The sequence below is a fragment of the Mycobacterium sp. 1164985.4 genome (genome assembly GCF_001668575.1).
In the GTDB taxonomy this organism is placed as follows: domain Bacteria; phylum Actinomycetota; class Actinomycetes; order Mycobacteriales; family Mycobacteriaceae; genus Mycobacterium.
In genome coordinates this window covers 77,040-103,333 of sequence record NZ_LZMD01000079.1, presented here as the reverse complement: position 1 = coordinate 103,333, position 26,294 = coordinate 77,040, and the positions used below count along the sequence as shown (strand labels likewise).

Below are 26,294 nucleotides of genomic sequence, written 5' to 3'. Positions count from 1 at the left end.
GCCCGATGCCGCCCGGAGATGCGGCTGGGCGACCGTGCAGCCATGAGCACCGCTTCTGTCCTCATCGCCCCCGACGAAATCGGCGGCGGGTCAACCCCCACGCCGCGCTACACCCTGCTGCTGACGACCGATGCCACGCTCGTCGAAAGCGTGCAACGGCTGCGCCACGAGGTGTTCACCGCCGAACCCGGCTTCGCACTGCAGGGTTCGGGGGACGGTTTGGACGCCGACCGCTTCGACGAGCACTGCGATCACCTGCTGGTCCGCGAGGACGTCACCGGCGAACTCGTCGGCTGCTATCGCATGCTGCCGCCGGCGGGCGCCCTGTCTGCCGGAAGTCTGTACAGCGCAACCGAATTCGACGTCCGTGCGTTCGCTCCGCTGCGGCCGGCCCTGGTCGAGATGGGCCGCGCGGTGGTGCGGCCCGACCACCGCAACGGGGCGGTCGTCCTGCTGATGTGGGCCGGGATCCTGGCCTACCTCGACCGCTGCGGCTACGACTACGTGACCGGTTGTGTGTCGGTGCCCGTCCGCGGCCCCGACGGTCAGCCCCCGGGCGCGCAGATCCGCGGCGTGCGCGACTTCGTCCGTCGCCGGCATGCCGCCCCGGCCCGCTATACGGTGCACCCGCACCGGCCGGTGACCGTCGACGGCAGACGGCTCGACGAGATCGCTCCGCCAGATCGGATCGTCGTGCCCGCGCTCATGCGCGGCTACCTGCGGCTCGGCGCGCAGGTGTGCGGCGAACCCGCACACGACCCCGACTTCGGGGTGGGCGACTTCCCGGCGCTGCTCGACAAGCGCCGAGCGGACACGCGCTACCTGAGCAGGCTGAGGGCGGTCGACGCGGCCGCCGGGATCGCGTCGTGACGGTCCTGGAGAGCTGGGTGCCGCGGGGGGAGTGCGGCGCAGGCTGCGTCAGCGACACCGCGCGGCAGGGCGGACGGCGGGCGATCGTCGCGTGCCGGGCCGCGCTGCGGATCACCTCGGCCGTCTCGCTCCTGTTGCTGGCGCCGCTGCTGGCCGTCCCGGCGCCGGGCCGATCTCGACTGCAACGCGGCTACTGCCGGGTGCTGCTGGCCTGCCTGGGGGTGCGGACCAGGGTGTCCGGCGGTCCGATCCGCAACCTGCGCGGCGTTCTGGTGGTCAGCGGGCATGTCTCCTGGGTGGACGTCTTCGCGATCGGCTCGGTGCTGCCGGGGCGGTTCGTCGCCAAGTCCGAACTCGTCGGCTGGCCTGGACTCGGACTGCTGGCCCGGCTGCTGAAGGTGATCCCGATCGAGCGGGCGAACCTGCGGCGGCTGCCCGACGTGGTCGGGGCCGTCAGCCGTGGACTGCGGGCCGGGCACACCGTCGTCGCATTCCCCGAGGGCACCACCTACTGCGGGCTTGCGTACGGACGCTTCCGGCCGGCCATGTTCCAGGCGGCCGTCGACGCGGGAAGGCCGGTGCAGCCGCTGCGGCTGAGCTACCACGACGCCGACGGCGCCGCCTCCACGGTCGCCGCCTATGTGGGCGACGACACGCTGCTCGCGTCGATCCGGCGGCTGATCACCGCGAAACGCACGGTCGTGCGGGTGCAGGTGGGGTCGTTGCAGCTCCCGGGAACCGACCGCAGGGATTTGGCGATGCGCTGCGAGGCGGCGGTCCGCGGCGGTCCGACGCGACGCTCGCACGGTCACGCGCTCGTGGCCTGAGCGGATCGGGGCAGCCCCGGCCCGACGGCTATTCTGGACTGGTTATGACCTCGGATCAGCCGGTCTACCTCGATCACGCCGCCACCACCCCGATGCACCCCGCTGCCATCGAGGCGATGACGGCCGCGCTGGCGACGGTCGGCAACGCGTCCTCGTTGCATGGCACCGGCCGCACAGCCCGACGGCGCATGGAGGAGTCCCGCGAGACGCTGGCCAACCTGCTGGGCGCCCGCCCCTCGGAGGTGATCTTCACCGCGGGGGGCACCGAGAGCGACAACCTTGCGGTCAAGGGCATCTACTGGGCCCGCCGCGACGCCGACCCGCGCCGCAGGCGCATCGTCACCACACCGGTCGAACACCACGCCGTGCTCGACTCGGTCGAATGGCTGGTCGAGCACGAGGGCGCGGAGGTGACCTGGCTGCCCGTCGAGCGGGACGGTTCGGTGACGCCGACGGCGCTGCGGGCCGCGCTGCGGGACCACGACGACGTGACCGTGGTGTCGGTGATGTGGGCCAACAACGAGGTCGGAACGATCATGCCGATCGCCGAACTCGCGGCCGTCGCCGCGGAGTTCGACGTGCCCATGCACAGCGATGCCGTGCAGGCCGTCGGCCACATCCCGGTCGATTTCGCCGCGAGCGGACTGGCGGCGATGAGCGTCGCGGCGCACAAGTTCGGCGGGCCCACCGGGATCGGCGCACTGCTGCTGCGCCGGGACGCGGCCTGCGTCCCGCTGCTGCACGGCGGCGGCCAGGAGCGCGACGTCCGTTCCGGCACACCATATGTGGCGGGTGCCGTCGCGATGGCCGCCGCGGCCAGGGTCGCGGTCGACGGTCTGGAGGCCAACGGCGCGCGGGTGTCGGCGCTCCGCGACCGCCTGATCGAAGGCGTGTTGGCCGTCATCGACGACGTCGAGGTCAACGGGGCGACGGGCGCCGCGCGGCTGCCCGGTAACTGCCACTTCACTTTTCGCGGCTGCGAGGGTGACTCGCTGCTGATGCTGTTGGACGCCAAGGGCATCGAGTGTTCGACGGGCTCGGCCTGTACCGCTGGCGTTGCCCAACCCTCACATGTGCTGATCGCGATGGGTGCGGACCCGGCCAGTGCGCGGGGGTCGCTACGACTTTCGTTGGGGCATACCAGCAGTGAGGCTGACGTCGACGCCGCACTCGCGGTGCTGCCCGCCGCGGTCGAACGGGCGCGGCAGGCTGCGCTGGCAAGTTCGGGAGTGGTTGAGTAGTGCGCGTACTGGTGGCCATGAGCGGCGGCGTGGACTCCTCGGTCGCCGCCGCCAGGATGGTCGACGCCGGCCACGACGTGATCGGTGTGCATCTGGCGCTGTCGCCCTCTCCCGGCACCCTGCGCACGGGGTCGCGTGGTTGTTGTTCGAAGGAGGACGCCGGCGACGCGCGCCGGGTCGCCGACATACTCGACATCCCGTTCTACGTATGGGATTTCGCGGACCGGTTCAAAGAAGACGTGATAGACGACTTCGTGTCGTCGTACGCCCGTGGCGAGACTCCGAACCCGTGCGTGCGGTGCAACGAGCGGATCAAGTTCTCCGCGTTGGCCGCCCGCGCGCTGGCGCTGGGCTTCGACGCGGTGGCCACCGGACACTATGCGCGGCTGTCCGACGGGCGGCTGCGCCGCGCGGTGGACGCCGCCAAGGATCAGTCGTACGTGCTCGCGGTGCTGACCGCAGAACAGCTGCGGCACGCGGTGTTCCCGGTGGGTGACACGCCGAAGCCGCAGATCCGGGAGGAGGCCGCACGTCGCGGGCTCGCGGTCGCCGACAAGCCCGACAGCCACGACATCTGCTTCATTCCCTCCGGTGACACCCAGGCGTTCCTCGGCGCGCGGATCGGGGTGCGGCGGGGTTCGGTCGTCGACGCCGCCGGCACGGTGCTCGCCGAACACGACGGGGTGCACGGGTTCACCGTCGGCCAGCGCAAGGGCCTGGGCATCGCCGGTCCGGGTCCGGACGGCCGGCCGCGGTACGTGACCGAGATCGATCCGGACACGGCGACGGTGCGGGTCGGCGCCGCCGACGACCTCGAAGTGTGGACGTTGACCGGTGAGCGGCCGATCTTCACATCCGGTGTCGCGCCGGACGGTCCGATCGAATGCCAGGTGCAGGTGCGAGCACACGGCGGGATCGAGGAGGGCGTGGCCCAACTCCGCGGCGGCCGGCTCGTGGTCGACCTGCGAACACCGCTGCGCGGTGTGGCTCCGGGTCAGACGATGGTGCTGTACCGCCCGGACCCCGCGGGCGACGAGGTGCTGGGAAGCGCGACGATCACCCGATAGCTACCCGGGGACGTTGGCCAGGATGTTCGTGATGACGATCTCGGGCACCGAGTCGGGAAACCGGCATGCGGTCACCTCTACCAGCACGACCGACTTGACGCGGTAGTCGCGACCGCAGGCACTGGCGGGCCGCGTCTGCAGGGTGTCCGCACCGACGGCCCATTCGCCCACGAACATGGGGCCCAAAGGCGTTGCGCTGCAACCGTCGACAAGCGCGACGAGGGACTCGAACGCGCGCCGCGCCGTCGCGGCATCGCGATACGCCGCTGCACCCTCGGAGATCAACCCGCCTTCGGGTGGATGCTGGAACGTTGTCTTGTGGAACTCCTCGACGTCGGGTCCGAAGGTCTGGGTCTCGGCGAAGATCCACTGGCACTGCAGGGGAGTGGTCTCGGTGAGCGGATCGATGTCGACCGGAATCTTGCCGTCCATCGTCGGGATGATCGTGAGATCCTCACCGGCTCCGGTGATCGCGCGCATCTGCGACTGATCGAGCATGATCGTCTCGACGTCGACCGGGGACAGCGACTCGTCGTCGATTCCGGGTATCGCCGGCATCGCGTGACCATCGACGAGGTGGGTGCACCCCGACGTGATCGCGACCGCCGCGCACCACACCGCTGCCGACCGTAGCGCTGCGGGCATGGTGCGTCCTTCCCAACCCTTCCCGACCGAGACTAACCCGATCGAATACTGTCAAACGAGTGAGTGCTTTCGCCGCCGCCACCGGCATCGGGTCCTGGCCCGGCACGTCGGCACGCGATGCGGCGGAGATCATTGTCGGCGAACTACACACTCTGCCGCATCTCGTGGAACTGCCCGGCCGTGGCGTCGGCGCCGACATGATCGGCCGGGCGGGGGCGCTGCTTGTCGACATCAGCATGGACACCGTGCCCCGCGGCTATCGGATCGCGGCAGGCCGCACCGCGGTTCTCCGGCGGGCCAGGAGCCTGCTGGAGGAGGACCTCGACGCGCTCGAAGAGGCTTGGGAGAAGGCGGGTTTGCGCGGTACGGGCCGCACCGTCAAGGTTCAGGCGCCCGGGCCGATCACACTGGCGGGACAGTTGGAGCTGAGCAACGGCCACCGTGCGCTCACCGATCCGGGTGCGGTGCGCGACCTCACCACATCGCTGGCCGAAGGGGTCGCTCAGCATCGGGCGCACGTCGCTCGACGGCTGAACGCCGCGGTGGTGGTGCAGTTCGACGAACCGCTGCTGTCCGCGGCGCTCGACGGCCGGCTGACTGGGGTAACCAGCCTGACGCCGGTGCACCCCGTCGACGAATCGGTGGCCATCGGCTTGCTCGACGAATGTGTCGCTGCGGTGAGCGCGCCGGTGGCCGTTCACGGATGCGCCTCGGGTCTGCCGTGGAATGTGTTGCAGCGCAGTACGGTTGACGCCCTCGCGGTCGACGCTTCCGTCCTGGTGCCCACCGATCTCGACCGCGTCGGCGAGTTCGTCGACTCCGGTCGCACGGTGGTGTTCGGCGTGGTGCCCTCGACCGCGCCGGAGGCCCGCCCCTCGTCAGAAGAGATCGCCAAGGCCGCCGTGTCGCCAACCGACCGACTCGGGTTCGCGCGTGCCGTACTCAAGGAGCGCATAGGCATCTCGCCGGCCCGCGGTCTGGCGGGCGCCACCGCCGAGTGGGCGCGCACCGCGATCGGATTGGCGCAGAAGGCGGCCGACGCCTTCGCCGAAGACCCGGACGCGATCTAGCGGCGTCTCGCCGAGTCTGCACCAGGGCCGTGTTCTGCGCGAAATCGCGACCCTGCGGCAGAAATCGGCACAGCGAGCGCGCAAAGTGCAACCAAGGGGTTGCGTATTACCGCTCGGAAGCCTAGCGTGAAGCGCAACCAGGAGGTTGCATATGAGTACGGATCGAATCGAGAAGGAAGTGGTGTTGAAGGCGCCGCTCGAGCGCGTCTGGCGGGCGATCAGCGACGCCGACGAGTTCGGCCAATGGTTCGGTGTGCGCTTCGACGGGCCGTTCGTTGCCGGTACCTCGATCACCGGTGTCATGACGCCGACGGCGGTCGACGCCGACGTCGCCCGGCAGCAGGAGCCGTATGCCGGCACGGCTGACGCGTGGCACATCGAAGCGGTCGAACCGCCACGACGGCTGGCGTTTCGCTGGCACCCCTACGGGGTCGAGGAAGGTGCCGACGTCTCCGAAGAACCGACGACCTTGGTGGAGTTCACGCTCGAGGAGGTCGCCGAGGGCGTGCTCCTGCGCATCGTCGAGTCCGGCTTCGACGCGCTGCCCGCGCACCGGCGGGCCTCGGCGTTCGAGGGCAACAGCCAGGGCTGGGCCGCGCAGACCGAACTGGTGCGCAAGTACCTCGCGGTCAGCGAGGCCGTGTGAGCACAATGACGGCCGACGCGCCGTTGTCGTCGTTCTTCAACGCGCTGGGGGATCCGAACCGTCTGCGTATCGTCACCCGGCTGTGCGACGGCGGACCGTGCTCGACCAGCGAAGTCACCGAGGTGGTGGCGGTCAGCCGGCAGGCTACGACGAAACACCTCTTGCTGCTGGAGTCGGTCGGCCTGGTGAGCAGCGAGCGCAGCGGGCGCGAGCGCATTTGGCGGGTGCGGCCCGAACCCCTCGCCGACGCCGGCGAGTACTTGGAGAGGCTGTCGCGGCGGTGGGACCGCGCCATCGACCGGCTGCGAGCCCACGTCGAGGAGGGCTGAGGTCCCGCATCGCCGGCGATTTGCGGCGTCCGAATCGGGTGCTGCGCTTCGGGGTGCTCTCATGCAAGAATGCTTTTCAGGCGATGTCGTTCGCCTTTGCCGAGAAGGGAATGGTGTTCGGATGAACCCGCGCCTCGCCGCAGGTGCCGGCGTGGTGTCCGTATTCCTCCTGCTGAGCGGATCGGGTGCGGTGGTCGCGTACGCCCACCCCGGCGACTCGCGCGGCTCCGACCGTGGACACAGCTCCGATCGGGGTGGCAGTCACGGCCGCGGATCCACCAACGGCAAGCACGACAACGACCGCGGCAACGGCAGCCGCCCCAATGGCAGCAAACAGGGCGGTGCCCTCAGCCGCCCCGCCGCGGCCCCGGAATCACGGGTCGGCTCGGGCCGCGAGGACCTCAAGACGACATCGGGCAACCGGTCGGCCGCCGCACCGAGCCCCGAGACCGCCGGGCGCGTCGCACCGAGCCCGCAGACGGCCGCCCGCGTGGCGTCCACCTCCGAGCCGGAGGCTCGGGTGGCGGCCGGCCCGGAGTCGGCCAACCGGTCGGCCGTAGCCGGTGAGGAACCCGTCGTCGAGGCGCCCGTGGGCACCGCGTCGGCCGGACCGGTCGCGGCGGGCGGATCCGCCGCCGGTGCGCTCGCGCCCGCGTTCGAACCCCCTCAGGTGACGTTCGGAAACGGTCGCACCTCGCAGAGCCGCGGTCCCGCGCCTGAAGCCGGAGGGGAATCGCCCGCACAGGCGCCCCCGGTCTCGTCGCCCGGCCAGTCGGCTTCGATGCCCCCGGAGTCGCTGCCGCCGCTCGCACCGACTCCGTTGAGCGGGGACACCACTCCACCCGCGGTGGTGCGCCAGTTCGTCGTCGCGCCCGGCGCCGGCACCACCGATCCCCTGTGGGGCATCGCCGGGTTGCTGCTCATCCCCGTGGCGGGCGCCGCCCTCGGGTACCGACAGGCGAAGGCGGCCCAGGCGGCCGAGCGGATCGGCCGACCCTGATCAGCTCCGCAGATCCTTGCGGAGAATCTTGCCGGACGCCGACTTCGGCACCGCGTCGATGAACGCGACCTGGCGGACCTTCTTGTACGGCGCCACCTCGCCCGCGACGAAGTCGCTCACCTGCTGCTCGGTGAGCTCCGCGCCGGATCGCTTGACCACGAACGCCTTCGGCACCTCCTCGCCCTCGGCGTCGGGTACCCCGACGACGGCGGCGTCGGCGATGTCGGGATGGCTCAGCAGCACGGCCTCCAGTTCGGCCGGTGGGACCTGGTAGCCCTTGTACTTGATCAACTCCTTGAGCCGGTCGACGATGTATACGCAGCCGTCGGCGTCGACCTGCGCTAGGTCGCCGGTGTGCAACCAGCCCTGGTCGTCGATCGTCTCCCTGGTGGCCTCCTCGTTGCCGAGGTAACCGGCCATCACGTTAGGTCCCTTGAACCACAGTTCGCCGGTGTCGCTCAAACCCTCTGCGGGCGGGTCGATCTCGTCGCCGGTCTCGGGGTCGACGATCTTCGACGCGGCGTTCGACACCGTCCAGCCGACCGAGCTCAGTGGTGCCACCATGTTCATCTCGTGCTGGCCGCCGTCGAACGGGGTGATGTGGCTGACCGGGCTGAGCTCGCTCATGCCGTAACCCTGAACCACGCGACACCCCAACCGTTCTGCGACTGCGTGGCCGAGATCGGCGTCCAACGGAGCGGCACCCGACATCACGACGTTCAACGAGGACAGGTCGTATTCGTCGATCAACGGGTGCTTGGCCAGCGCCACGGCGACCGGAGGCGCGATGAACGCGATGGTGCACGCGTGATTCTGGATGTTGCCGAGGAATTCGCCGAGATCGAAGTTCGGCATGATCACCAACCGTGCCCGCGCATGCAGTGCCGCGTTGAGCAGCACGGTCATCCCGTAGATGTGGAAGAACGGCAGAACGGCGAGCACGGTGTCGTCGGCGACCATGCCGTGCAGGGGCCGGATCTGCGCGACGTTGGCCACCAGGTTGCGGTGAGTGAGCATGACGCCCTTGGGGTTTCCGGTCGTACCCGAGCTGTACGGCAGCGCGGCCAGATGTGACGACGGTGCGAAGCTCACGTCCGGCGCCGGATGGCCGGGGCCCATCAGGTCCTCGGCGTTCGGGTGTCCGCCGGCGTCCTGGCCGGCACCGTCGAGCACGACGAGTGCGTCACCGGCGATGCCCGCCGCCGCGGCCCCCTCCTCGGCCTGCGCCAGCAGCGGCGAAACCGTCACGAGCATCCTGGCCTTGGAGTCGGTCAACTGCTTGGCGATGTCCTTGGCGGTGAACAACGCGTTGATGGTCGTCGCGGTCGCGCCCGCGCGCAGAATGCCGTGGAATGCGACCGCGAACCCCGAACTGTTCGGCGAGAGCAGACCAACGACGTCGCCGACGCCGATCCCGCGCCCGGCGAGTGCGCCCGCGAACGCGTCGATGCGTGCGATCACTTCGCGATATGTCGTCTCGCGGCCGGACTTCGCATCGACAAGCGCGATGCGGTCGAGGTCTGCCTCCGCGATTTCGCCGAACAGGTAGTCGTAGACGCTGGTGGACGGGATGTCGACCTCAGGAAAGGGACTCGCGAAACTCATCGCGTCTCCGATCGATTCATGGCCTCTCGGCTGTTTGTTCCGAACTCGTCGAATTGTCTGAGTCGAGCTGTTTGATGAGTTTCCTGGGCGCGGTCAACCGAAACGACGCGTCGATCAGCTCCCGCACCTCGTCCCAGTCGATGGTCCCGGCCGACAGGTCGAGCCCGAGCCACCCCGACGGCCCGAGGTACGCGGGGGAGAAGAACCGGGCATCGTCCTGCAGCGCGTGCCGTTCGCTTTTGTCGACCTTGACCAGGATGGACTGCGGGTACTGAATGTAGTCGCCCCTGTGCGGCGGTTTGACGCTGCCGCTGTACATCGCGAACATCTTGGCGGCGAAGAAGGCGGGCCGTCCGTGCGAGATCTTCTCGTAGGCCTCGGGAAAGGACAGCGCCAGCCTCCGTACTCGTGCCAGCACCGGGTCGTCGTCGCGGAACATGATCGGGTGCGGCATGGGGTCAGGGTAACGGTGCGGTGCTGTCGGGCCGCTCGGTTAGCCTGCGAAGGTGACCTCCAAGCGTGCCGAAGACGCGCTGGCCGCGCAGTCCGACGACGGCCCCGACGCCGACGTGCGTCGCCGCTGGCAGAAGCTCGCCGACGAGGTGCGCGAGCATCAGTTCCGCTATTACGTGCGCGACTCGCCGATCATCACCGACGCAGAGTTCGACGCGCTGCTCCGGGAACTGGAGGGCCTCGAGGAGGACCACCCCGAACTGCGCACCCCGGACTCGCCGACCCAGTTGGTGGGCGGGGCCGGGTTCGCCACCGACTTCACCCCGGCCGAGCACCTCGAACGGATGCTGAGCCTGGACAACGCGTTCACACCCGAGGAGCTGGCCGGGTGGGCGGGCCGGCTCAAGGGCGAGATCGGCCCAAACGTGCTGCAGGACGCGCACTTCCTGTGTGAGCTCAAGATCGACGGCGTCGCCCTGTCTCTGGTGTACCGCGAGGGCCGGCTGGAGCGGGCGGCCACCCGAGGCGACGGCCGCACCGGTGAGGACGTCACGCTGAACGCCCGCACCATCGCCGGCATCCCCGAAAAGCTCAGGCACAGCGACGAATTCCCGCAGCCCAAGGTTCTCGAGGTACGCGGTGAGGTGTTCTTCCGCGTGGCCGACTTCGAGGAACTCAACGCCGGCCTGGTCGCCGATGGCAAGCCGCCGTTCGCCAATCCCCGCAACAGCGCGGCGGGCTCGCTGCGGCAGAAGAACCCGGCGGTCACCGCGCGCCGCAAGCTGCGGATGATCTGCCACGGCGTCGGCCACGCCGAGGGGTTCCGGCCCAAGACGCTGCACGACGCCTATCTGGCGCTGGCGGCATGGGGGCTGCCGGTCTCCGAACACACCGCGCAGGTCAAGGGGATCGACGCGGTCACCGAGCGCATCGCTTACTGGGGCGAACACCGCCACGACGTCGAACACGAAATCGACGGTGTGGTGGTCAAAGTCGACGATGTGTCGCTGCAGCGCCGGCTCGGGGCGACGTCGCGGGCGCCGCGCTGGGCCATCGCCTACAAGTTCCCGCCCGAGGAGGCGCAGACCAAGCTGCTCGACATCAAGGTCAATGTCGGGCGCACCGGTCGGGTCACGCCGTTCGCCTGGATGGAGCCGGTGAAGGTGGCCGGCTCGACGGTCAGCCAGGCCACGTTGCACAACGCCTCGGAGGTCAAGCGCAAGGGCGTGCTCATCGGGGACACGGTGGTCATCCGCAAGGCGGGTGACGTGATCCCCGAAGTGCTCGGGCCGGTCGTCGATCTGCGTGACGGCTCCGAACGCGAGTTCGTGATGCCGACCCACTGTCCGGAGTGTGGAACCAAGCTCGCGCCCGCGAAGGAGGGCGACGCCGACATCCGCTGCCCGAACACGCGATCCTGTCCGGCGCAGTTGCGCGAACGCGTGTTTCACGTCGCAGGTCGCGGTGCGTTCGACATCGAGGGTCTGGGCTATGAGGCGGGCACCGCGCTGCTGCAAGCCGGTGTCATCGCTGACGAGGGTGACCTGTTCACGTTGACCGAAGATGACCTGCTGCGCACGGATCTGTTCACGACGAAGAACGGTCAGCTCTCGGCCAACGGCAAACGGCTACTGGCCAATCTGGACAGGGCCAAATCGCAACCGCTGTGGCGGGTGCTGGTCGCACTGTCGATCCGTCACGTCGGACCGACGGCAGCGCGCGCGCTGGCCACCGAGTACGGCAGCCTCGACGCCGTCATGGCGGCCTCGGAGGACGAACTGGCCGTCGTCGAGGGCGTCGGGCCGACGATCGCGGCGGCGGTCACCGAGTGGTTCACCGTCGACTGGCACCGCGCGATCGTCGAGAAGTGGCGCGAAGCCGGGGTGCGGATGGCCGACGAACGCGACGCCAGCATCGAACGGACGTTGGAGGGGCTGTCGATCGTCGTCACCGGCTCGCTGACCGGGTTCTCCCGCGACGAGGCCAAGGAGGCGATCGTCGCGCGCGGCGGCAAGGCGGCCGGTTCCGTGTCGAAGAAGACGGCGTACGTGGTCGCGGGTGATTCGCCGGGGTCGAAGTACGACAAGGCCGTCGAATTGGGGGTACCGATCCTCGACGAGGACGGTTTCGCCCGCCTGCTGGAGAACGGCCCCGACGGGGTCTGAGGTCGCCGCTCGCCCGAGCGCTCCGCGTTTGTCCGGCCCGCCCACGGGGCACCCGACTGGGCGAATCGACAAGGAGTGGTGATGGCGATCTGCGATACGTGTGGCAACGACTACGACAAGGCGTTCACCGTGACGTGGCCCGACGGGCGCAGCGGGACGTTCGACAGCGTCGAGTGCGCGGCCGTACAGCTGGCCCCGGAGTGTGCGCACTGCGGGTGTCGAATCCTCGGACACGGCATCGAAACCGAGGAAGCGATCTTCTGCTGCGCGCACTGCGCCCGCAAGGACACCAACGCCGACGTCAACGACCGCTGGCCGGTTCCGGCGGGCGGCTGACGGGTTACGTTCTGTCGCAACGGTTCCCGTGCTGAGACGTCAGCGCAGGATCGTCGCGACGATCCCCGCGAGATAGCCGAGCCGGGCGACTTCCGACGGCCGGAACAACGGCCCGCCCGGCCTGCCCAGCACGACAGCGGTGCGGGGGTCGCCGAGCGGCGCGGCCGCCAGCGTGGTCGCCATGTCGCGCCATACCTGCGGCACCCACGCCGCGTCACCGTCGAGCGCCTCGGCGTGATTCAGCGGCAGCCACGGCGTCTCTTCCACCTGGGTCTCGGGCGCACCGGGGCTGCCGACGAGACGTTGCGGCCCGTTGTCGGTCAACCGCACGACAGAGGTCCAGCCCACGCGCAGCACCCTGGGGGCCTCGTCGGCGAGCACCTGCAGCTTGTTCTTGCGGTCCGCGGCGGCGATGTGGTCGATGAGTTCGAGTTCGCGATGCGCCTCGAGCAGCCCGGTGTGCGGACGGATGGAGTCGACGTAGACGCCCTTGATCTGCTCGGCGGCGGTGATGAGCATGTCGGGCATCGCGCCCCCCGGCAGTTCGACGACCAGATCGTCGACGGCGTAACCGGCCGACCGTTCCACGACGTCGAGCGACAGAATGTCGGCGCCCACCGACCCGAGCGCCACGGCCAGGGAGCCGAGGCTGCCGGGTCGGTCCTCGAGCTGGACCCGCAGCAGGTACGTAGGCACGCGCAACACTGTTGCACAGAGCGCCGGGGTGGGCATTCCGGCCTCAGCGCCCGCAACGGCGGTGACTAGGCTTGCGTGTCGTGTCGCAGATCTCCCGAGATGAGGTAGCCCACCTGGCGCGCCTGGCCCGCCTCGCGCTGAGCGAAGACGAGCTGGACAGCTACGCCGGGCAGTTGGACGCCATCCTCGGTCACGTCAGCCAGATCCAGTCCGTCGACGTCGAGGGGGTCAAACCCACCGGCAACCCGCTCACCGACGTCAACGTGTTCCGGCCGGACACGGTCGAGCCGTGCCTGACGCAGGAGGAGGCGCTGGATCAGGCGCCGAAGACCGCCGAGGGCCGGTTCGCGGTCCCGCGGATCCTGGGGGAGGCGCAGTGAGCGACCTCACTCGGATGGACGCGGCGACGCTCGGGGAGAAGATCGCCGCCAAGGAGGTGTCGTCGACCGAAATCACCCAGGCGCACCTGGACCAGATCGCGGCCACCGACGAGCGCTATCACGCGTTCCTGCATGTCGCCGAGGAGCGTGCGTTGGAAGCGGCGGCGCGCGTCGACTCCGCCGTCGCTGCCGGAGAGGATCTGCCCTCGCCGCTGGCCGGGGTTCCGGTCGCACTCAAGGACGTGTTCACCACCACCGACATGCCGACCACCTGCGGGTCGAAGATCCTCGAGGGCTGGACCTCGCCGTACGACGCGACCGTCACCATGCGTTTGCGCGCGGCGGGCCTGCCGATCCTCGGCAAGACCAACATGGACGAGTTCGCGATGGGGTCCTCGACCGAGAACTCCGCATACGGGCCGACGCGCAACCCGTGGGACGTCGAGCGCGTTCCCGGCGGGTCCGGCGGCGGCAGTGCCGCGGCGTTGGCCGCGTTCCAGGCGCCGCTGGCCATCGGCACCGACACCGGCGGCTCGATCCGCCAGCCGGCCGCGCTGACCGCGACCGTCGGCGTGAAGCCGACGTACGGAACCGTGTCGCGGTACGGGCTCATCGCCTGCGCTTCGTCCCTCGACCAGGGCGGCCCGTGTGCCCGAACCGTTCTCGACACCGCCCTGCTGCACCAGGTGATCGCCGGGCACGACGCGAAGGATTCGACGTCGGTCGACGCCGCGGTGCCCGACGTCGTCGGCGCCGCACGCGCGGGCGCATCCGGTGACCTCGCCGGCCTGCGGATCGGCGTGGTCAAGCAGCTGCGCGGCGACGGCTACCAGCCCGGTGTGCTTGAGTCGTTCAACGCCGCCGTCGAACAACTCACCGCGCTGGGCGCCGAGGTCAGCGAGGTGGACTGCCCGCACTTCGACTACTCGCTGCCCGCCTACTACCTGATCCTGCCGTCGGAGGTGTCGAGCAACCTCGCTCGGTTCGACGCGATGCGGTACGGGCTGCGCGTCGGCGACGACGGCACCCACAGCGCCGAGGAGGTCATGGCGTTGACCCGCGCCGCGGGGTTCGGCCCGGAAGTCAAGCGCCGCATCATGATCGGCACCTACGCGTTGTCGGCGGGCTACTACGACGCCTACTACAACCAGGCGCAGAAGGTGCGCACGCTGATCGCGCGCGACCTCGACGAGGCATATCAGCGGGTCGACGTGCTGATCTCGCCGGCGACGCCGACCACGGCGTTCCCATTGGGGGAGAAGGTCAACGACCCGCTGGCGATGTACCTGTTCGACCTGTGCACGCTGCCGCTGAATCTGGCCGGACACTGCGGAATGTCGGTGCCGTCCGGTCTGTCGCCCGACGACAATCTGCCCGTCGGCCTGCAGATCATGGCGCCGGCGCTGGCCGACGACCGGCTGTACCGCGTCGGCGCGGCCTACGAGGCGGCGCGCGGACCGCTGTCGACCGCGGTCTGACGCCCGATTGACCGACGCAAACGCCGACAGAGGGCGCAAACAACCGCGCGCTCGGGGAGGATGGGGGTCATGCGCATCGGAGTTCTCACCGGCGGGGGCGACTGTCCAGGTCTCAACGCGGTCATCCGGGCGGTAGTCCGCACGTGTGACGTTCGCTACGGTTCGTCGGTCGTCGGCTTCCAGGACGGCTGGCGCGGCCTGCTGGAGAACCGCCGCATCCAACTGGCCAACGACGACCGCAACGATCGGCTGCTCGCCAAGGGCGGCACGATGCTGGGTACCGCCCGCGTGCATCCGGAGAAGTTGCGTGCCGGGCTCGACCAGATCAAGCAGACGCTCGACGACAACGGTATCGACGTGCTGATCCCGATCGGCGGGGAGGGCACGCTCACCGCCGCGCACTGGCTCTCCGAGGAGAACGTGCCCGTTGTCGGCGTGCCGAAGACCATCGACAACGACATCGACTGCACCGACCTCACATTCGGCCACGACACCGCGCTCGGGGTGGCCAGCGAGGCCATTGACCGGCTGCACAGCACGGCTGAGTCGCATCAACGCGTGATGCTCGTCGAGGTGATGGGCCGCCACGCCGGTTGGATCGCGTTGAACGCCGGGCTGGCGTCCGGTGCGCACATGACGCTCATCCCCGAGCAGCCGTTCGACGTCGAAGAGGTCTGCCGACTGATCAAACAGCGCTTCGTGCGCGGCGATTCGCATTTCATCTGTGTGGTGGCAGAGGGAGCGAAACCGGCTGAGGGGACGATGCAGCTGCGGCAGGGCGGCATCGACGAGTTCGGCCACGAGCGATTCACCGGCGTCGCACAGCAACTCGCCCTCGAGGTGGAGAAGCGCATCAACAAAGAGGTGCGCGTCACCGTGCTCGGGCACGTCCAGCGCGGCGGCACGCCGACGCCCTTCGACCGCGTGCTGGCCACCCGCTTCGGCGTCAACGCCGCTGACGCCGCGCACGCGGGGGAGTACGGGATGATGGTGTCGCTGCGCGGCCAGGAGATCGGCCGGGTTCCACTGGCCGACGCGGTCCGTCAGTTGAAGCTGGTTCCGCAGAGCCGCTACGACGACGCCGCGGAGTTCTTCGGCTGAGGTCGCTTACTAGGATCGGGGTCATGACTGCTGCGACCGCCGACCTGGTGGACTACGACGACGTCGTCGCGCGCTATGAGCCCGTGCTCGGCCTGGAGGTCCACGTCGAGCTGTCCACCGCCACCAAGATGTTCTGCGGCTGCGCCAACAGGTTCGGCGCCGAGCCCAACACCCAGGTGTGCCCCGTCTGCCTCGGCCTGCCCGGGTCGCTGCCCGTGCTCAACGAGAAGGCCGTCGAGTCGGCGATCCGCATCGGGCTCGCGCTGAACTGCGAGATCGTGCCGTGGTGCCGGTTCGCGCGGAAGAACTACTTCTATCCGGACATGCCGAAGAACTACCAGATCTCGCAGTACGACGAGCCGATCGCGATCAACGGGTATCTCGAGGTGCCGCTCGACGACGGCACGACCTGGCGCGTCGAGATCGAGCGTGCGCACATGGAAGAGGACACCGGCAAGCTGACCCACCTCGGCAGCGAGACGGGCCGCATCGAGGGCGCGACGACCTCGCTGATCGACTACAACCGTTCGGGTGTGCCGCTGATCGAGATCGTCACCAAACCCATCGAGGGCACCGGTAAGCGCGCGCCCGAGATCGCCCGCGCCTACGTGACCGCGCTTCGGGATCTGCTGCGCGGCCTCGGGGTCTCCGATGTCCGCATGGACCAGGGATCGATGCGCTGCGACTCCAACGTCTCGCTCAAACCGATCGGGCAGAAGGAGTTCGGCACCCGCACCGAGACCAAGAACGTCAACTCGTTGAAGAGCGTCGAGGTCGCCGTCCGCTACGAGATGCGCCGCCAGGCAGCAGTTCTCGATGCCGGTGGCCGAGTGACCCAGGAAACCAGGCACTTTCACGAGGACGGTTACACGTCGCCGGGTCGCAGTAAGGAAACCGCCGAGGATTACCGGTATTTCCCCGAGCCCGACCTGGAACCCGTCGCCCCCGACGCCGAGTGGATCGAGCGGCTGCGGGCGACCATCCCCGAGCTTCCGTGGGTGCTGCGCAAGCGAATCCAGCAGGACTGGGGTATCTCCGACGAGGTGATGCGCGACCTCGTCAACATCGGGGCGCTCGATCTGATCGCCGCCACTGTGCAGGAGGGCGCCTCCAGCGACGCGGCCCGCGCGTGGTGGGGAAACTTCCTGGTGCAGAAGGCCAACGAAGATGGGGTGGCGGTGTCCGACTTGCCGATCACGCCCGCGCAGGTGGCGGCGGTGGTCAAGCTCGTCGACGACGGCAAGCTGTCGAACAAGCTCGCCCGCCAAGTCGTGGAGGGCGTGCTGGCCGGCGAGGGTGAGCCCGAGCAGGTGATGAAGGACCGCGGGTTGGAAGTCGTGCGCGACGACTCGGCGCTGCAGACCGCCGTCGACGAGGCGCTGGCCGCCAATCCCGGCATCGTCGAGAAGATCCGGGGCGGCAAGGTGCAGGCCGCGGGTGCGATCGTCGGCGCCGTCATGAAGGCCACCAAGGGCCAGGCCGACGCGGCGCGGGTGCGCGAACTCGTGCTGGAGGCCTGCAACTAGCGCCGAAACTGCACACAGGGTCGTTGGCGACGCTCATCCACAGCCCTGGCCGCGGTTTCGAGCGCGGGCAGGTGGTTACGTATTGTCAGCTGGGCTGCGCGGGAATCCGCCGCCCTGCGGGAACAGCGGGAAGACGACGTCGTCGAGCTTCTCGGCATCGCCCGCCGTCTTGTTGATCGTGCCGCCCCAGATGTTGCCGTCGGGCGACATCGCCAGCGCCCACGCGTGGCCGTGCTGGTCCTGGCGCACCACCTCGGGATCGCCGGTCACCACACCGGTTTCGGGAGCGAGCCGCACGGCGACGGTCTGCTTGGTGTTGACGAGATTGACCAGAACCGACCCGTCCAGCGCGGCGCAACCCGCGACGCCGGGCCGGTCAGGCCAGGTCCACACCGTCGAGGTCTTGGAGTCCTTGGTGATGCGTTGCAACCGATCACCGGAGGCGGCGCGGTCGGTGATGTACAGCGACCCGTCCGAGTAGTCGATACACATGCCGCCCGCAGCGCCCAGGCCCGACAGCGCGGTCGTGGTCGGGGCCTGGTCGACCGTGGTGGGCTGTTCGATCCGCAGCACCTTGCCTGCCAATGACCCCGGGTTCGCCGCATCGGCGGGATTTCCCGCGTCGCCCGTCTGCACGAGCAGGGTCGTGGGGCTGGTGAAGATCAACGAGCCCGCGTTGCCGGTGTCGCCCTTCGGGATGCCGGTCAGGATCGGCTTGGGAATGTCGCCGTCGGCGATGCGGATGACACGGTTGTCCGTCGGGGTGCTGACGTAGGCGTACATCAGCCGGTCCTGCTGGTACGTCGGCGACAGCACGATGTCCATCAACCCGCCGTCGCCCGAACCGTCGACCGGCAGCGTCGTCTTCACCTTCGGTTCGGCGCGGACAGAGACCTCCTTGACCACACCGGTGGTGCGCTCGGCGACCAGGGCCGACTGGCTGTCGGGCAACATGATCAGCCCGCTGGTGCTCTCTAGACAGCCCTGCATGACGCCCGGTGCCGGGCACTCTTTCGGAAACGGCGTCGGGGGCAGCGGCGGCGGTGGCGGCGGCGTCGACGTGGGACCCGGTGCGAGCTCGGGTTCGGTGGTGAACGGTTGCGACTGCAGGTCGTCGAATCGCGCGCACCCCGACCCCGCGAGCAACGCCGCACACAACACGGCGAGCACACCCCGCATCGGCCGACGCAGTTTCATGCGAGCCAGGTTACGGATCATTCGGATGCGCGCGCCACGCACACCCGCGCGACCGCGCCGCGAGACGTCCGCGAATTAGGGTGCCGAAAGCACCGCGCCAATACCCGACTACCGGGTGACGAGCACTTACGCTGGCAGAGTGACCAGTCATACCAATGACCCACGCGCCTGGCAGCGGCCCGACGACGCGGCCGGGCAGCCCGTGTCGGCGAGCCTGGTCGACCCCGAAGACGATCTGCCCACCTCCAACTACGCAGGCGATTTCGAAACCACCGCGATCCCGCACTACGACTCGAACAGCGGTGCACCCGTCTCGACCGGGTTCGGACTGCTCAACGACCCCGAGCCACTGCCGTATGTGCAGCCCGGCGGCCGACACGCGCTGACCGACTACTCGGTCGAGCCGTCCGAGATCGGCCCCGATCCGTTCCGGGCGGGCCCCGATCGTCGCGGCACGCTCGACCTCGGCCTCCTCCTGCTGCGTGTCGCGGTGGGTGCCCTGTTCATCGGTCACGGCCTGCAGAAGGCCTTCGGGCTGTGGGGCGGGCCGGGACTCAACGGCTGGGAAGCCGAACTGTCCGACATGGGCTTCCGCTACGCCGACATCCTGACCTACGTCGGCGCCGCCGGTCAGATCGCCGCCGGGGTGCTGCTCCTCCTCGGTCTCTTCACGCCCGTGGCCGCCGCCGGTGCGCTGGCATACCTGGTGACCGGGGTTCTGGCCGAGGCGATGGTCGCCCACGAGGAAGCGCGGCTGTCGGACTTCCTGACCGACGGGCACGAGTACAAGGTGTTCCTCTTGTGCGCGGTGGCCGCCCTTGTGCTGACCGGCCCCGGCCGCTACGGGTTCGACGCCGGACGCGGGTGGGCGCGGCGGCCGTTCCTCGGCTCGCTCGGTGCGCTGGTGCTCGGCGCGGGCGCCGGTGTCGCGATCTGGGTGCTGCTCAACGGCGGCAACCCGCTGGCCTAATCCGTCGAATACGGATTCGGCACGCGACCGCCGCTGGCCTCGGTGAGGCGCGGCAACGTCGCGAACGTCACCGCCGGTAGCCGCAGGTCCCTGCCGTCCTTCAGGTGGGCGTAGCCCGCCGGCCCCTTGCCGAACCGCAGACCGTCGATGTCGTCCCACCGGACCGTCTCGCTGCCGAACAACGTGCGTGCGGTCACGTGGTCGCGGTCGGCGACCGTGCGATAGCGGGCGACGAACACCGACAACACGATCGGAATGATGAGCAGGGCCGCCACCCAGGTCAGCCCCGCGAGAACCAGCGAAAGCATGCTGAACGCCAGGAATGCAACGGCGAAATGCGCCATGGGCGAGATGCGGATGACGACGGGGGCGGGTGCGGCCTCGGGACTCACCAGGCCATCTTCGCACCGTGCCGCAATTTGACCTGTGACCAGTGCGGAGGCTACCGTCGACGGTTATGCAGGGCCTGGGGTTGCTCGTAGTAATCGGGAAGCGCGTCGATGCCGCGCCTGCCCTTACTCGGGCATAACTCCGGCACCGACGCGCGACCCTCGTACAGCTGCCCAGCTGACGGGGGTTTTTTCTTGCCCGACCATCGAATTTGAGACCCTAGAGACAGATCCGCAGAAGGATTTAGGAGAACGAACACCGTGAGCGCACCGACAACCCGACCGCTGGAGCAGGTGGCGGCAACCGTGCCCGACGACGGACATGCCACGAAACCGGCGGTGAAATCTGCGCCGGCGTCGACCAAACGTGTTACGCCGCAACAGATGACCGGCGCGCAGGCGGTGATCAGGTCGCTGGAGGAACTCGACGTCGACACGATCTTCGGCATCCCCGGCGGCGCGGTGCTGCCGGTGTACGACCCGCTGTTCGACTCCAAGAAGCTGCGCCACGTCCTGGTTCGCCACGAGCAGGGCGCCGGACATGCGGCCAGTGGTTACGCCCACGCGACCGGCAAGGTCGGCGTGATGATGGCCACCTCGGGCCCCGGCGCGACGAACCTCGTGACGCCGCTCGCCGACGCCCATATGGACTCGATCCCGGTGGTCGCGATCACCGGACAGGTCGGCCGTGGCCTGATCGGCACCGACGCCTTCCAGGAAGCCGACATCTCCGGTATCACGATGCCGATCACCAAACACAACTTCCTGGTGCGCAGCGGTGACGAGATCCCGAAGGCGATCGCGGAGGCGTTCCACATCGCGTCCTCAGGCCGTCCCGGTCCGGTGCTCGTCGACATCCCCAAGGACGTGCTGCAGGGTCAGTGCACCTTCAGCTGGCCGCCGCGGATGGACCTTCCCGGCTACAAGCCGAACACCAAACCGCACAATCGCCAGATCCGCGAGGCCGCGAAGCTGATCGCCGCCGCCCGCAAGCCGGTGCTCTACGTCGGCGGAGGCGTGATCCGCGGCGAGGCCACCGAGGGTCTGCTGGAGTTGGCCGAGCTGACCGGGATTCCCGTCGTCACCACGCTGATGGCGCGCGGTGCGTTCCCCGACAGCCATCCGCAGAACATGGGCATGCCGGGGATGCACGGCACCGTGTCCGCGGTGGCCGCCCTGCAGCGCAGCGACCTGCTGATCGCACTGGGCACCCGCTTCGACGACCGGGTGACCGGCCGGCTGGATTCCTTCGCCCCGGAGGCCAAGGTCATCCACGCCGACATCGACCCTGCCGAGATCGGCAAGAACCGCCACGCCGACGTGCCGATCGTGGGTGACATCAAGGCCGTCATCGCCGATTTGATCGTGGCGCTGCAACGCGACGGTGCCGCGGACTCGATCAAGATCGACAACTGGATGGAATACCTGCGCGGGGTGCAGGCGACCTATCCGTTGAGCTACGGCCCGCAGAGCGACGGCAGCCTCTCGCCGGAGTACGTGATCGAGACGCTGGGCAAGATGGCCGGACCCGACGCGGTGTACGTCGCGGGTGTCGGACAGCATCAGATGTGGGCCGCGCAGTTCATCTCCTACGAGAAGCCGAAGACGTGGCTGAACTCCGGCGGCCTGGGCACCATGGGGTATGCCGTGCCCGCGGCGATGGGAGCCAAGTTCGGCCGCCCGGAGGCCGAGGTTTGGGCCATCGACGGCGACGGCTGTTTTCAGATGACCAACCAGGAGTTGGCCACCTGTGCGGTCGAGGGTGCGCCGATCAAGGTGGCGCTGATCAACAACGGAAACCTCGGCATGGTGCGGCAGTGGCAGACCCTGTTCTACGAAGAGCGATACAGCCAAACGGATCTCGCCACGCACTCGCATCGCATACCCGATTTCGTCAAGCTGGCCGAAGCGCTTGGCTGTGTCGGATTGCGTTGTGAGCGAGCCGAAGACGTCGAGGAAGTGATCCGCCAGGCGCGTGAGATCAACGACCGCCCCGTGGTGATCGACTTCATCGTCGGCGCGGACGCCCAGGTGTGGCCGATGGTCGCCGCCGGCACCAGCAACGACGAGATCCAGGCCGCCCGCGGCATCCGACCGCTGTTCGACGATCCGGAAGAAGGGCACGCCTGATGAGTACCTCCGCCACCCAAACGCTGTCGGTGCTCGTCGAGGACAAACCGGGCGTCCTGGCGCGCATCGCCTCGCTGTTCTCGCGGCGCGGCTTCAACATCCAGTCCCTGGCGGTCGGTGCGACCGAGCAGAAGAACATGTCGCGCATGACGATCGTCGTGAGCGTTGACGAGGCGCCGCTCGAGCAGATCACCAAACAGCTCAACAAGCTGGTGAACGTGATCAAGATCGTCGAGCAGGAGGAAGAGAACTCGGTCTCGCGCGAGCTCGCGCTGATCAAGGTGCGCACCGACGCATCGACTCGCGGCCAGGTCATCGAGGCGGTGAACCTGTTCCGCGCCAAGGTCGTCGACGTGTCGACCGAGTCGTTGACGGTCGAGGCGACCGGCACGCCCGAAAAGCTCGAGGCACTGCTGCGGGTGCTGGAGCCCTTCGGGATTCGCGAGATCGTGCAATCCGGTGTGGTGTCGCTGTCCCGCGGTCCCCGCAGCATCGGCACCACCAAGTAGACCCTAAATCAGGTGAGAGATAAGGAAATTCAGTGGCAGTAGAGATGTTCTATGACGACGACGCGGACCTGTCGATCATCCAGGGACGCAAGGTCGGCGTCATCGGCTACGGCAGCCAGGGGCACGCGCACTCGCTGAGCCTGCGCGACTCCGGCGTCCAGGTGAAGGTCGGCCTCAAGGAAGGCTCGAAGTCCCGCGATAAGGTCGCCGAGCAGGGGCTGGATGTCGACACCCCCGCCGAGGTCGCCAAGTGGGCCGACGTCATCATGTTGCTCGCCCCCGACACCGCGCAGGCGGAGATCTTCAAGAACGACATCGAGCCCAACCTCGAGGACGGCAACGCGCTGTTCTTCGGGCACGGCCTCAACATTCATTTCGACCTGATCAAGCCGCCGTCCAACGTGACAATCGGCATGGTCGCCCCGAAGGGGCCGGGCCACCTGGTGCGCCGGCAGTTCGTCGACGGCAAGGGTGTGCCCTGCCTGATCGCGATCGACCAGGATCCCAAGGGTGAGGGCCAGGCGCTCGCCCTGTCGTACGCCAAGGGCATCGGCGGCACCCGCGCCGGCGTCATCAAGACCACCTTCAAGGACGAGACCGAGACCGACCTGTTCGGTGAGCAGGCCGTGTTGTGCGGCGGCACAGAGGAACTCGTCAAGACCGGCTTCGACGTGATGGTCGAGGCCGGGTACGCGCCCGAGTTGGCGTACTTCGAGGTACTGCACGAGCTGAAGCTCATCGTCGACCTCATGTACGAGGGCGGCATCGCGCGCATGAACTACTCGGTGTCCGACACCGCGGAGTTCGGCGGCTACCTGTCCGGTCCGCGGGTGATCGACGCCGACACCAAGGAGCGGATGCGCGGCATCCTCTCCGAGATCCAGGACGGAACGTTCGTCAAGAAACTCGTCGCCAACGTCGAAGGCGGCAACAAGGAGCTCGAGGCGCTGCGCAAGAAGAACGCCGAGCACCCGATCGAGGTCACCGGCAAGAAGCTGCGCGACCTGATGAGCTGGGTCGACCGGCCCATTACCGAAACGGCGTAAGAAGCGATTTCGGTGCGCTACCTATCGCTGTCCGATCGGTAGCGCACCGAAATCACGCGGATCAGGGGCGGTGTTCGTGCCCGGGGCGACCCTGGGTGCGGCGCCGCTCCTTCATCTCCGACTCGAACACGTGCTTGCGGCCCTGCTGGAGCTCGTCGCGCACCCGGCTCTCGTGATCGCGGAACACCGACCAGTAGTTGTCGTCGAAATCCTCGACGATCTGGAAGGTCCAGCGGCCGTAGAGCACATTGCGGCCGACGACTTCGGCCTCCAATCGCTCTGCGACGGCATCGTGTCCGGCGTCGCGCAACTTGTCGCATGCCTCACCGAGCAGCAGGTCAGCCCGACCCATCAGCTGGTGGAACGAATACAGATGCCCGCGTGCCCGTTCCACCCACTCCAACGCTTCAGACACTTTTCCGACCGCCTCCACGGTCGCGTCGTCGAGCCCCTCGGGGCGGCTGTGTTGTTCGTCTGTCTGCTGATCGGTCATGGGCGAACAGGTACCCGCATCTCGCCGCCGGTATGTCCAGACAGCGAACGGTTGCATCGGTTTCGCATCGACGAGTTTGCCCACCGCGCTATCGGTGAATCCTCGCTGGGCCCACACTCCGACGAGCAGGCTCCATGGACGACGCTGACATACCGCGGTACACGGTGCGCGTGGTGGCCGAGCGCGTTGGCGTGCCCACCGCGACGCTGCGCAGCTGGAGCCGGCGCTACGGCGTCGGGCCGTCGCACCACCGGCCCGGCCGGCACCGGCTCTACAGCGACAACGACGTCGCGGCCGTACGCCACATGCATGACCTCATCGGGCAGGGGACCAGCCCGCGCAGTGCGGCCCAACTGGCGACCGAGGCCGTCGTGCCGCCGCGCGGTGACGTCGCTTCGCTGTTGGCGGCCGCATTCGCCCTCGACCTCGCCGCGCTCAGCGCGCTGCTGGAGACCCACGTCCGTCATTTCGGCGTGATCGACACGTGGGACCTGTTGGTACAGCCCGCGTTCGCGGCCGTCGTGACCAGGCAGTACGAGGACGGCGGATGCATCGACGTCGAGCACGCCCTGTCGTGGACGGTGTCGCGGTCGATGCACCACACGCCGCTCGTGAGCCTCGACGCGTCGACGTCGGTCATCTTGGCGTGCACCTCGCGCGAGACGCACGTGTTGGCGCTCGAGGCGCTGCGTGCCGCCCTCGCCGAACGCGGGCGCGGTGCGCTGATCCTGGGCGCCACCGTGCCGGCGACGGCTTTGACCGACGCGATCGCACGCGTGAGCACGCCCGTCCGGGCGGTGCTGTGGTCACAGACCGCCGATACTGCCGACATGGATATGGTCCGCGCGGCCGCCGTCGGCGCCGAGGTCCTGCTCGGAGGGTCCGGCTGGGACGACTGCGCCGACGGTTCGGCCACGCGCGTGTACAGCCTGGGTGAGGCCGTCGAGCGGTGTACGGCCGGCCCGTGACCGAGGCGCATCGTCCGTGCATCGGTTAGTCCGGCGGATTTGGGTACATACATGAGGTGTCCGCAATGACCACGGCGACGACGGAGACTACGGACGAGTCCGTCGTACTTCTCGACGAACAGGGCCGACAGATCGGCAGTGCCGCCAAGACCACCGTGCATCACGCCGCGACACCGCTGCACCTGGGCTTTTCCTGCTATCTGTTCGACGCGGACGGCAGCGTGCTGTTGACCCGCCGCGCATTGAACAAGACGACATGGCCCGGGGTCTGGTCCAACTCGTTCTGCGGGCACCCGGCGCCCGGGGAACAGGTCGAGGACGCGGTGCGCCGCCGAGCCGAGCAGGAGCTGGGTGTACCGATCGAATCGGTCGTCTGCGTGCTGCCGGACTTCCGTTACCGCGCCGTCGCGGCCGACGGCACCGTCGAGAACGAGATCTGCCCGGTGTTCTTCGCCCGCTGCCGCGCCCGGTTGCGACCCGATCCCAGCGAGGTCATGGAGTGGATGTGGGTGTCGTGGGAGCAGCTCCGCTCCGCAGTCGGGCTGCCGTGGTCGATCAGCCCGTGGGCCATGGAGCAGATACCGCTACTCGACGAGCCCTACTTGCAGGGGTCGTGGCCCCAGTTCATCAGCGAGTAACGCCACGCTGAGTGCTCGATGTCGCCGCTTGGCCGCTGGGCCAGATGGCGGTGTGCGTAGCCGACGACCTTGCGCATGTGGGCGTAGTCGTCGTCGTCCAACTCCGACTTCTTCTTACGTAACAGTTCGACGATGCGCCGGCCGCTTTCGTGCCCGGTCGACTCGCCACCGTCGGACTTCTGCCCGACGCCTTTGGATTCGGCTGTCTCGAGCCACTTTTCGAGTTCGGAGGCCGTCAAGTTGACGGCGTCGGTGAACTCGGTATAGGTCGTGGCGTGATCGTCGGCCACGGCGCTACTTCTTCTTCAGCGATTCCGGCTTGTGCACCGCGTCGCGGCCGCTCTTGGCGCTGCGCACCCGGTATTGCGGGTTGTCGGAGTCAGCGCGCACGGTGCGGCCCGCCGCTTCCGTGTCAGAGGTGATCTTCTCCTCGACGGTGCCGGTCACGGTGGTGCCGTGGCTCTTCCACTGCACCTTGTCGCCCTTGTGGATGTCCTTGCTCATCCCGGCGGTATACCC

Annotated in this window: 29 protein-coding genes; 20 read left to right on the top strand and 9 right to left on the bottom strand. The window is 68.6% G+C overall.

The window, feature by feature from the left end; translation table 11 throughout:
• Positions 1–42 precede the first annotated feature (42 nt).
• Genes A5650_RS16940 through mnmA form a run of 4 tightly spaced genes read left to right on the top strand, consistent with a single transcriptional unit; the run spans position 43 to position 4,005 of the window.
• Positions 43–870, top strand: a complete 828-nt coding sequence (locus A5650_RS16940) for a GNAT family N-acetyltransferase (RefSeq protein ID WP_067293971.1) — start codon at positions 43–45, stop codon at positions 868–870.
• Positions 867–1,697 (top strand): lysophospholipid acyltransferase family protein, encoded by an 831-nt coding sequence (locus A5650_RS16935; protein WP_067293834.1) that lies wholly within the window; start codon positions 867–869, stop codon positions 1,695–1,697. Before A5650_RS16940 ends, A5650_RS16935 begins: the two co-directional genes overlap by 4 nt.
• 44 nt (positions 1,698–1,741) lie before the next feature.
• Entirely contained in the window at positions 1,742–2,938 is a 1,197-nt protein-coding gene (locus tag A5650_RS16930) for a cysteine desulfurase family protein (protein WP_067293831.1), read from the top strand.
• On the top strand, positions 2,938–4,005 hold the full coding sequence (mnmA, locus tag A5650_RS16925; RefSeq protein WP_067293828.1) for a tRNA 2-thiouridine(34) synthase MnmA: 1,068 nt from the start codon (positions 2,938–2,940) through the stop codon (positions 4,003–4,005). Before A5650_RS16930 ends, mnmA begins: the two co-directional genes overlap by 1 nt.
• Here mnmA and A5650_RS16920 read toward each other — a convergent pair whose 3' ends face one another.
• Positions 4,006–4,650, bottom strand: a complete 645-nt coding sequence (locus tag A5650_RS16920; RefSeq protein WP_067293825.1) for a sensor domain-containing protein — start codon at positions 4,648–4,650, stop codon at positions 4,006–4,008.
• A gap of 59 nt (positions 4,651–4,709) precedes the next feature.
• On the opposite strand from A5650_RS16920, the gene A5650_RS16915 reads away from it, so the two are divergent.
• The 4 genes from A5650_RS16915 (at position 4,710) to A5650_RS26865 (ending at position 7,695) form a co-directional block, all read left to right on the top strand.
• Positions 4,710–5,720 (top strand): uroporphyrinogen decarboxylase/cobalamine-independent methonine synthase family protein, encoded by a 1,011-nt coding sequence (locus tag A5650_RS16915; protein WP_067293822.1) that lies wholly within the window; start codon positions 4,710–4,712, stop codon positions 5,718–5,720.
• 151 nt (positions 5,721–5,871) lie between these two features.
• Positions 5,872–6,366 (top strand): SRPBCC family protein, encoded by a 495-nt coding sequence (locus A5650_RS16910; protein WP_067293819.1) that lies wholly within the window; start codon positions 5,872–5,874, stop codon positions 6,364–6,366.
• Between the two features lie 5 nt (positions 6,367–6,371).
• Positions 6,372–6,695 (top strand): ArsR/SmtB family transcription factor, encoded by a 324-nt coding sequence (locus A5650_RS16905; RefSeq protein ID WP_067293816.1) that lies wholly within the window; start codon positions 6,372–6,374, stop codon positions 6,693–6,695.
• 121 nt (positions 6,696–6,816) lie between these two features.
• Complete coding sequence (locus tag A5650_RS26865; protein ID WP_067293814.1) at positions 6,817–7,695, top strand: hypothetical protein; 879 nt, start codon at positions 6,817–6,819, stop codon at positions 7,693–7,695.
• On the opposite strand, the gene A5650_RS16895 is transcribed toward A5650_RS26865, so the two are convergent.
• Both A5650_RS16895 and A5650_RS16890 read right to left on the bottom strand, forming a co-directional pair.
• The gene (locus A5650_RS16895; RefSeq protein ID WP_067293811.1) at positions 7,696–9,300 is read right to left on the bottom strand and encodes a 4-coumarate--CoA ligase family protein; all 1,605 of its coding nucleotides are present in this window, start codon (positions 9,298–9,300) and stop codon (positions 7,696–7,698) included.
• 16 nt (positions 9,301–9,316) lie between these two features.
• The gene (locus A5650_RS16890; protein ID WP_067293807.1) at positions 9,317–9,754 is read right to left on the bottom strand and encodes an MmcQ/YjbR family DNA-binding protein; all 438 of its coding nucleotides are present in this window, start codon (positions 9,752–9,754) and stop codon (positions 9,317–9,319) included.
• 79 nt (positions 9,755–9,833) lie between these two features.
• Here A5650_RS16890 and ligA point away from each other — a divergent pair, with 79 nt between their 5' ends.
• A complete protein-coding gene (gene ligA / locus A5650_RS16885; RefSeq protein ID WP_197501904.1) occupies positions 9,834–11,918 on the top strand; it encodes an NAD-dependent DNA ligase LigA in 2,085 nt (694 codons plus the stop codon).
• 81 nt (positions 11,919–11,999) lie between these two features.
• Positions 12,000–12,254 (top strand): metallothionein, encoded by a 255-nt coding sequence (locus A5650_RS16880; RefSeq protein ID WP_067293969.1) that lies wholly within the window; start codon positions 12,000–12,002, stop codon positions 12,252–12,254.
• A gap of 39 nt (positions 12,255–12,293) precedes the next feature.
• Here the strand turns inward: A5650_RS16880 and A5650_RS16875 are convergent, their stop codons facing one another.
• A complete protein-coding gene (locus tag A5650_RS16875) occupies positions 12,294–12,959 on the bottom strand; it encodes an ACT domain-containing protein (RefSeq protein ID WP_197501903.1) in 666 nt (221 codons plus the stop codon).
• 71 nt (positions 12,960–13,030) lie between these two features.
• Between A5650_RS16875 and gatC the strand changes: the two genes are divergently transcribed.
• The 4 genes from gatC to gatB all read left to right on the top strand — a co-directional run bounded on the left by gatC (position 13,031) and on the right by gatB (position 17,435).
• On the top strand, positions 13,031–13,330 hold the full coding sequence (gene gatC, locus A5650_RS16870; protein ID WP_067293801.1) for an Asp-tRNA(Asn)/Glu-tRNA(Gln) amidotransferase subunit GatC: 300 nt from the start codon (positions 13,031–13,033) through the stop codon (positions 13,328–13,330).
• 14 nt (positions 13,331–13,344) lie between these two features.
• On the top strand, positions 13,345–14,808 hold the full coding sequence (gene gatA, locus A5650_RS16865; protein ID WP_067293798.1) for an Asp-tRNA(Asn)/Glu-tRNA(Gln) amidotransferase subunit GatA: 1,464 nt from the start codon (positions 13,345–13,347) through the stop codon (positions 14,806–14,808).
• Positions 14,809–14,877: 69 nt separating this feature from the next.
• The gene (locus A5650_RS16860) at positions 14,878–15,909 is read left to right on the top strand and encodes an ATP-dependent 6-phosphofructokinase (RefSeq protein ID WP_067293959.1); all 1,032 of its coding nucleotides are present in this window, start codon (positions 14,878–14,880) and stop codon (positions 15,907–15,909) included.
• A 23-nt stretch (positions 15,910–15,932) separates the two neighbouring features.
• Positions 15,933–17,435 (top strand): Asp-tRNA(Asn)/Glu-tRNA(Gln) amidotransferase subunit GatB, encoded by a 1,503-nt coding sequence (gene gatB, locus A5650_RS16855; RefSeq protein WP_067293795.1) that lies wholly within the window; start codon positions 15,933–15,935, stop codon positions 17,433–17,435.
• Positions 17,436–17,510: 75 nt separating this feature from the next.
• Here the strand turns inward: gatB and A5650_RS16850 are convergent, their stop codons facing one another.
• Positions 17,511–18,632, bottom strand: coding sequence for a PQQ-dependent sugar dehydrogenase (locus A5650_RS16850; RefSeq protein ID WP_067293792.1), 1,122 nt, complete (start codon positions 18,630–18,632; stop codon positions 17,511–17,513).
• 139 nt (positions 18,633–18,771) lie between these two features.
• Between A5650_RS16850 and A5650_RS16845 the strand changes: the two genes are divergently transcribed.
• Positions 18,772–19,602, top strand: a complete 831-nt coding sequence (locus A5650_RS16845) for a DoxX family protein (RefSeq protein ID WP_067293789.1) — start codon at positions 18,772–18,774, stop codon at positions 19,600–19,602.
• On the opposite strand, the gene A5650_RS16840 is transcribed toward A5650_RS16845, so the two are convergent.
• The gene (locus A5650_RS16840) at positions 19,599–19,946 is read right to left on the bottom strand and encodes a PH domain-containing protein (RefSeq protein ID WP_067293956.1); all 348 of its coding nucleotides are present in this window, start codon (positions 19,944–19,946) and stop codon (positions 19,599–19,601) included. The two genes, A5650_RS16845 and A5650_RS16840, sit on opposite strands and share 4 nt — an antisense overlap.
• Positions 19,947–20,330: 384 nt before the next feature.
• On the opposite strand from A5650_RS16840, the gene A5650_RS16835 reads away from it, so the two are divergent.
• Genes A5650_RS16835 through ilvC form a run of 3 tightly spaced genes read left to right on the top strand, consistent with a single transcriptional unit; the run spans position 20,331 to position 23,676 of the window.
• Positions 20,331–22,121, top strand: a complete 1,791-nt coding sequence (locus A5650_RS16835) for an acetolactate synthase large subunit (RefSeq protein WP_231992645.1) — start codon at positions 20,331–20,333, stop codon at positions 22,119–22,121.
• A complete protein-coding gene (ilvN, locus tag A5650_RS16830; protein ID WP_067293785.1) occupies positions 22,121–22,630 on the top strand; it encodes an acetolactate synthase small subunit in 510 nt (169 codons plus the stop codon). Before A5650_RS16835 ends, ilvN begins: the two co-directional genes overlap by 1 nt.
• A 44-nt stretch (positions 22,631–22,674) precedes the next feature.
• The gene (gene ilvC, locus A5650_RS16825; protein ID WP_197501902.1) at positions 22,675–23,676 is read left to right on the top strand and encodes a ketol-acid reductoisomerase; all 1,002 of its coding nucleotides are present in this window, start codon (positions 22,675–22,677) and stop codon (positions 23,674–23,676) included.
• A gap of 61 nt (positions 23,677–23,737) precedes the next feature.
• On the opposite strand, the gene A5650_RS16820 is transcribed toward ilvC, so the two are convergent.
• Entirely contained in the window at positions 23,738–24,169 is a 432-nt protein-coding gene (locus tag A5650_RS16820) for a hypothetical protein (RefSeq protein ID WP_067293953.1), read from the bottom strand.
• A 134-nt stretch (positions 24,170–24,303) separates the two neighbouring features.
• Here A5650_RS16820 and A5650_RS16815 point away from each other — a divergent pair, with 134 nt between their 5' ends.
• Both A5650_RS16815 and idi read left to right on the top strand, forming a co-directional pair.
• Entirely contained in the window at positions 24,304–25,137 is an 834-nt protein-coding gene (locus tag A5650_RS16815) for a MerR family transcriptional regulator (protein ID WP_067293779.1), read from the top strand.
• A gap of 65 nt (positions 25,138–25,202) precedes the next feature.
• A complete protein-coding gene (gene idi / locus A5650_RS16810; protein WP_067293777.1) occupies positions 25,203–25,775 on the top strand; it encodes an isopentenyl-diphosphate Delta-isomerase in 573 nt (190 codons plus the stop codon).
• On the opposite strand, the gene A5650_RS16805 is transcribed toward idi, so the two are convergent.
• Positions 25,736–26,065 (bottom strand): DUF3140 domain-containing protein, encoded by a 330-nt coding sequence (locus tag A5650_RS16805; protein ID WP_067293774.1) that lies wholly within the window; start codon positions 26,063–26,065, stop codon positions 25,736–25,738. The two genes, idi and A5650_RS16805, sit on opposite strands and share 40 nt — an antisense overlap.
• 4 nt (positions 26,066–26,069) lie before the next feature.
• Positions 26,070–26,279, bottom strand: coding sequence for a hypervirulence associated TUDOR domain-containing protein (locus tag A5650_RS16800; protein ID WP_067293771.1), 210 nt, complete (start codon positions 26,277–26,279; stop codon positions 26,070–26,072).
• Positions 26,280–26,294 lie beyond the last annotated feature (15 nt).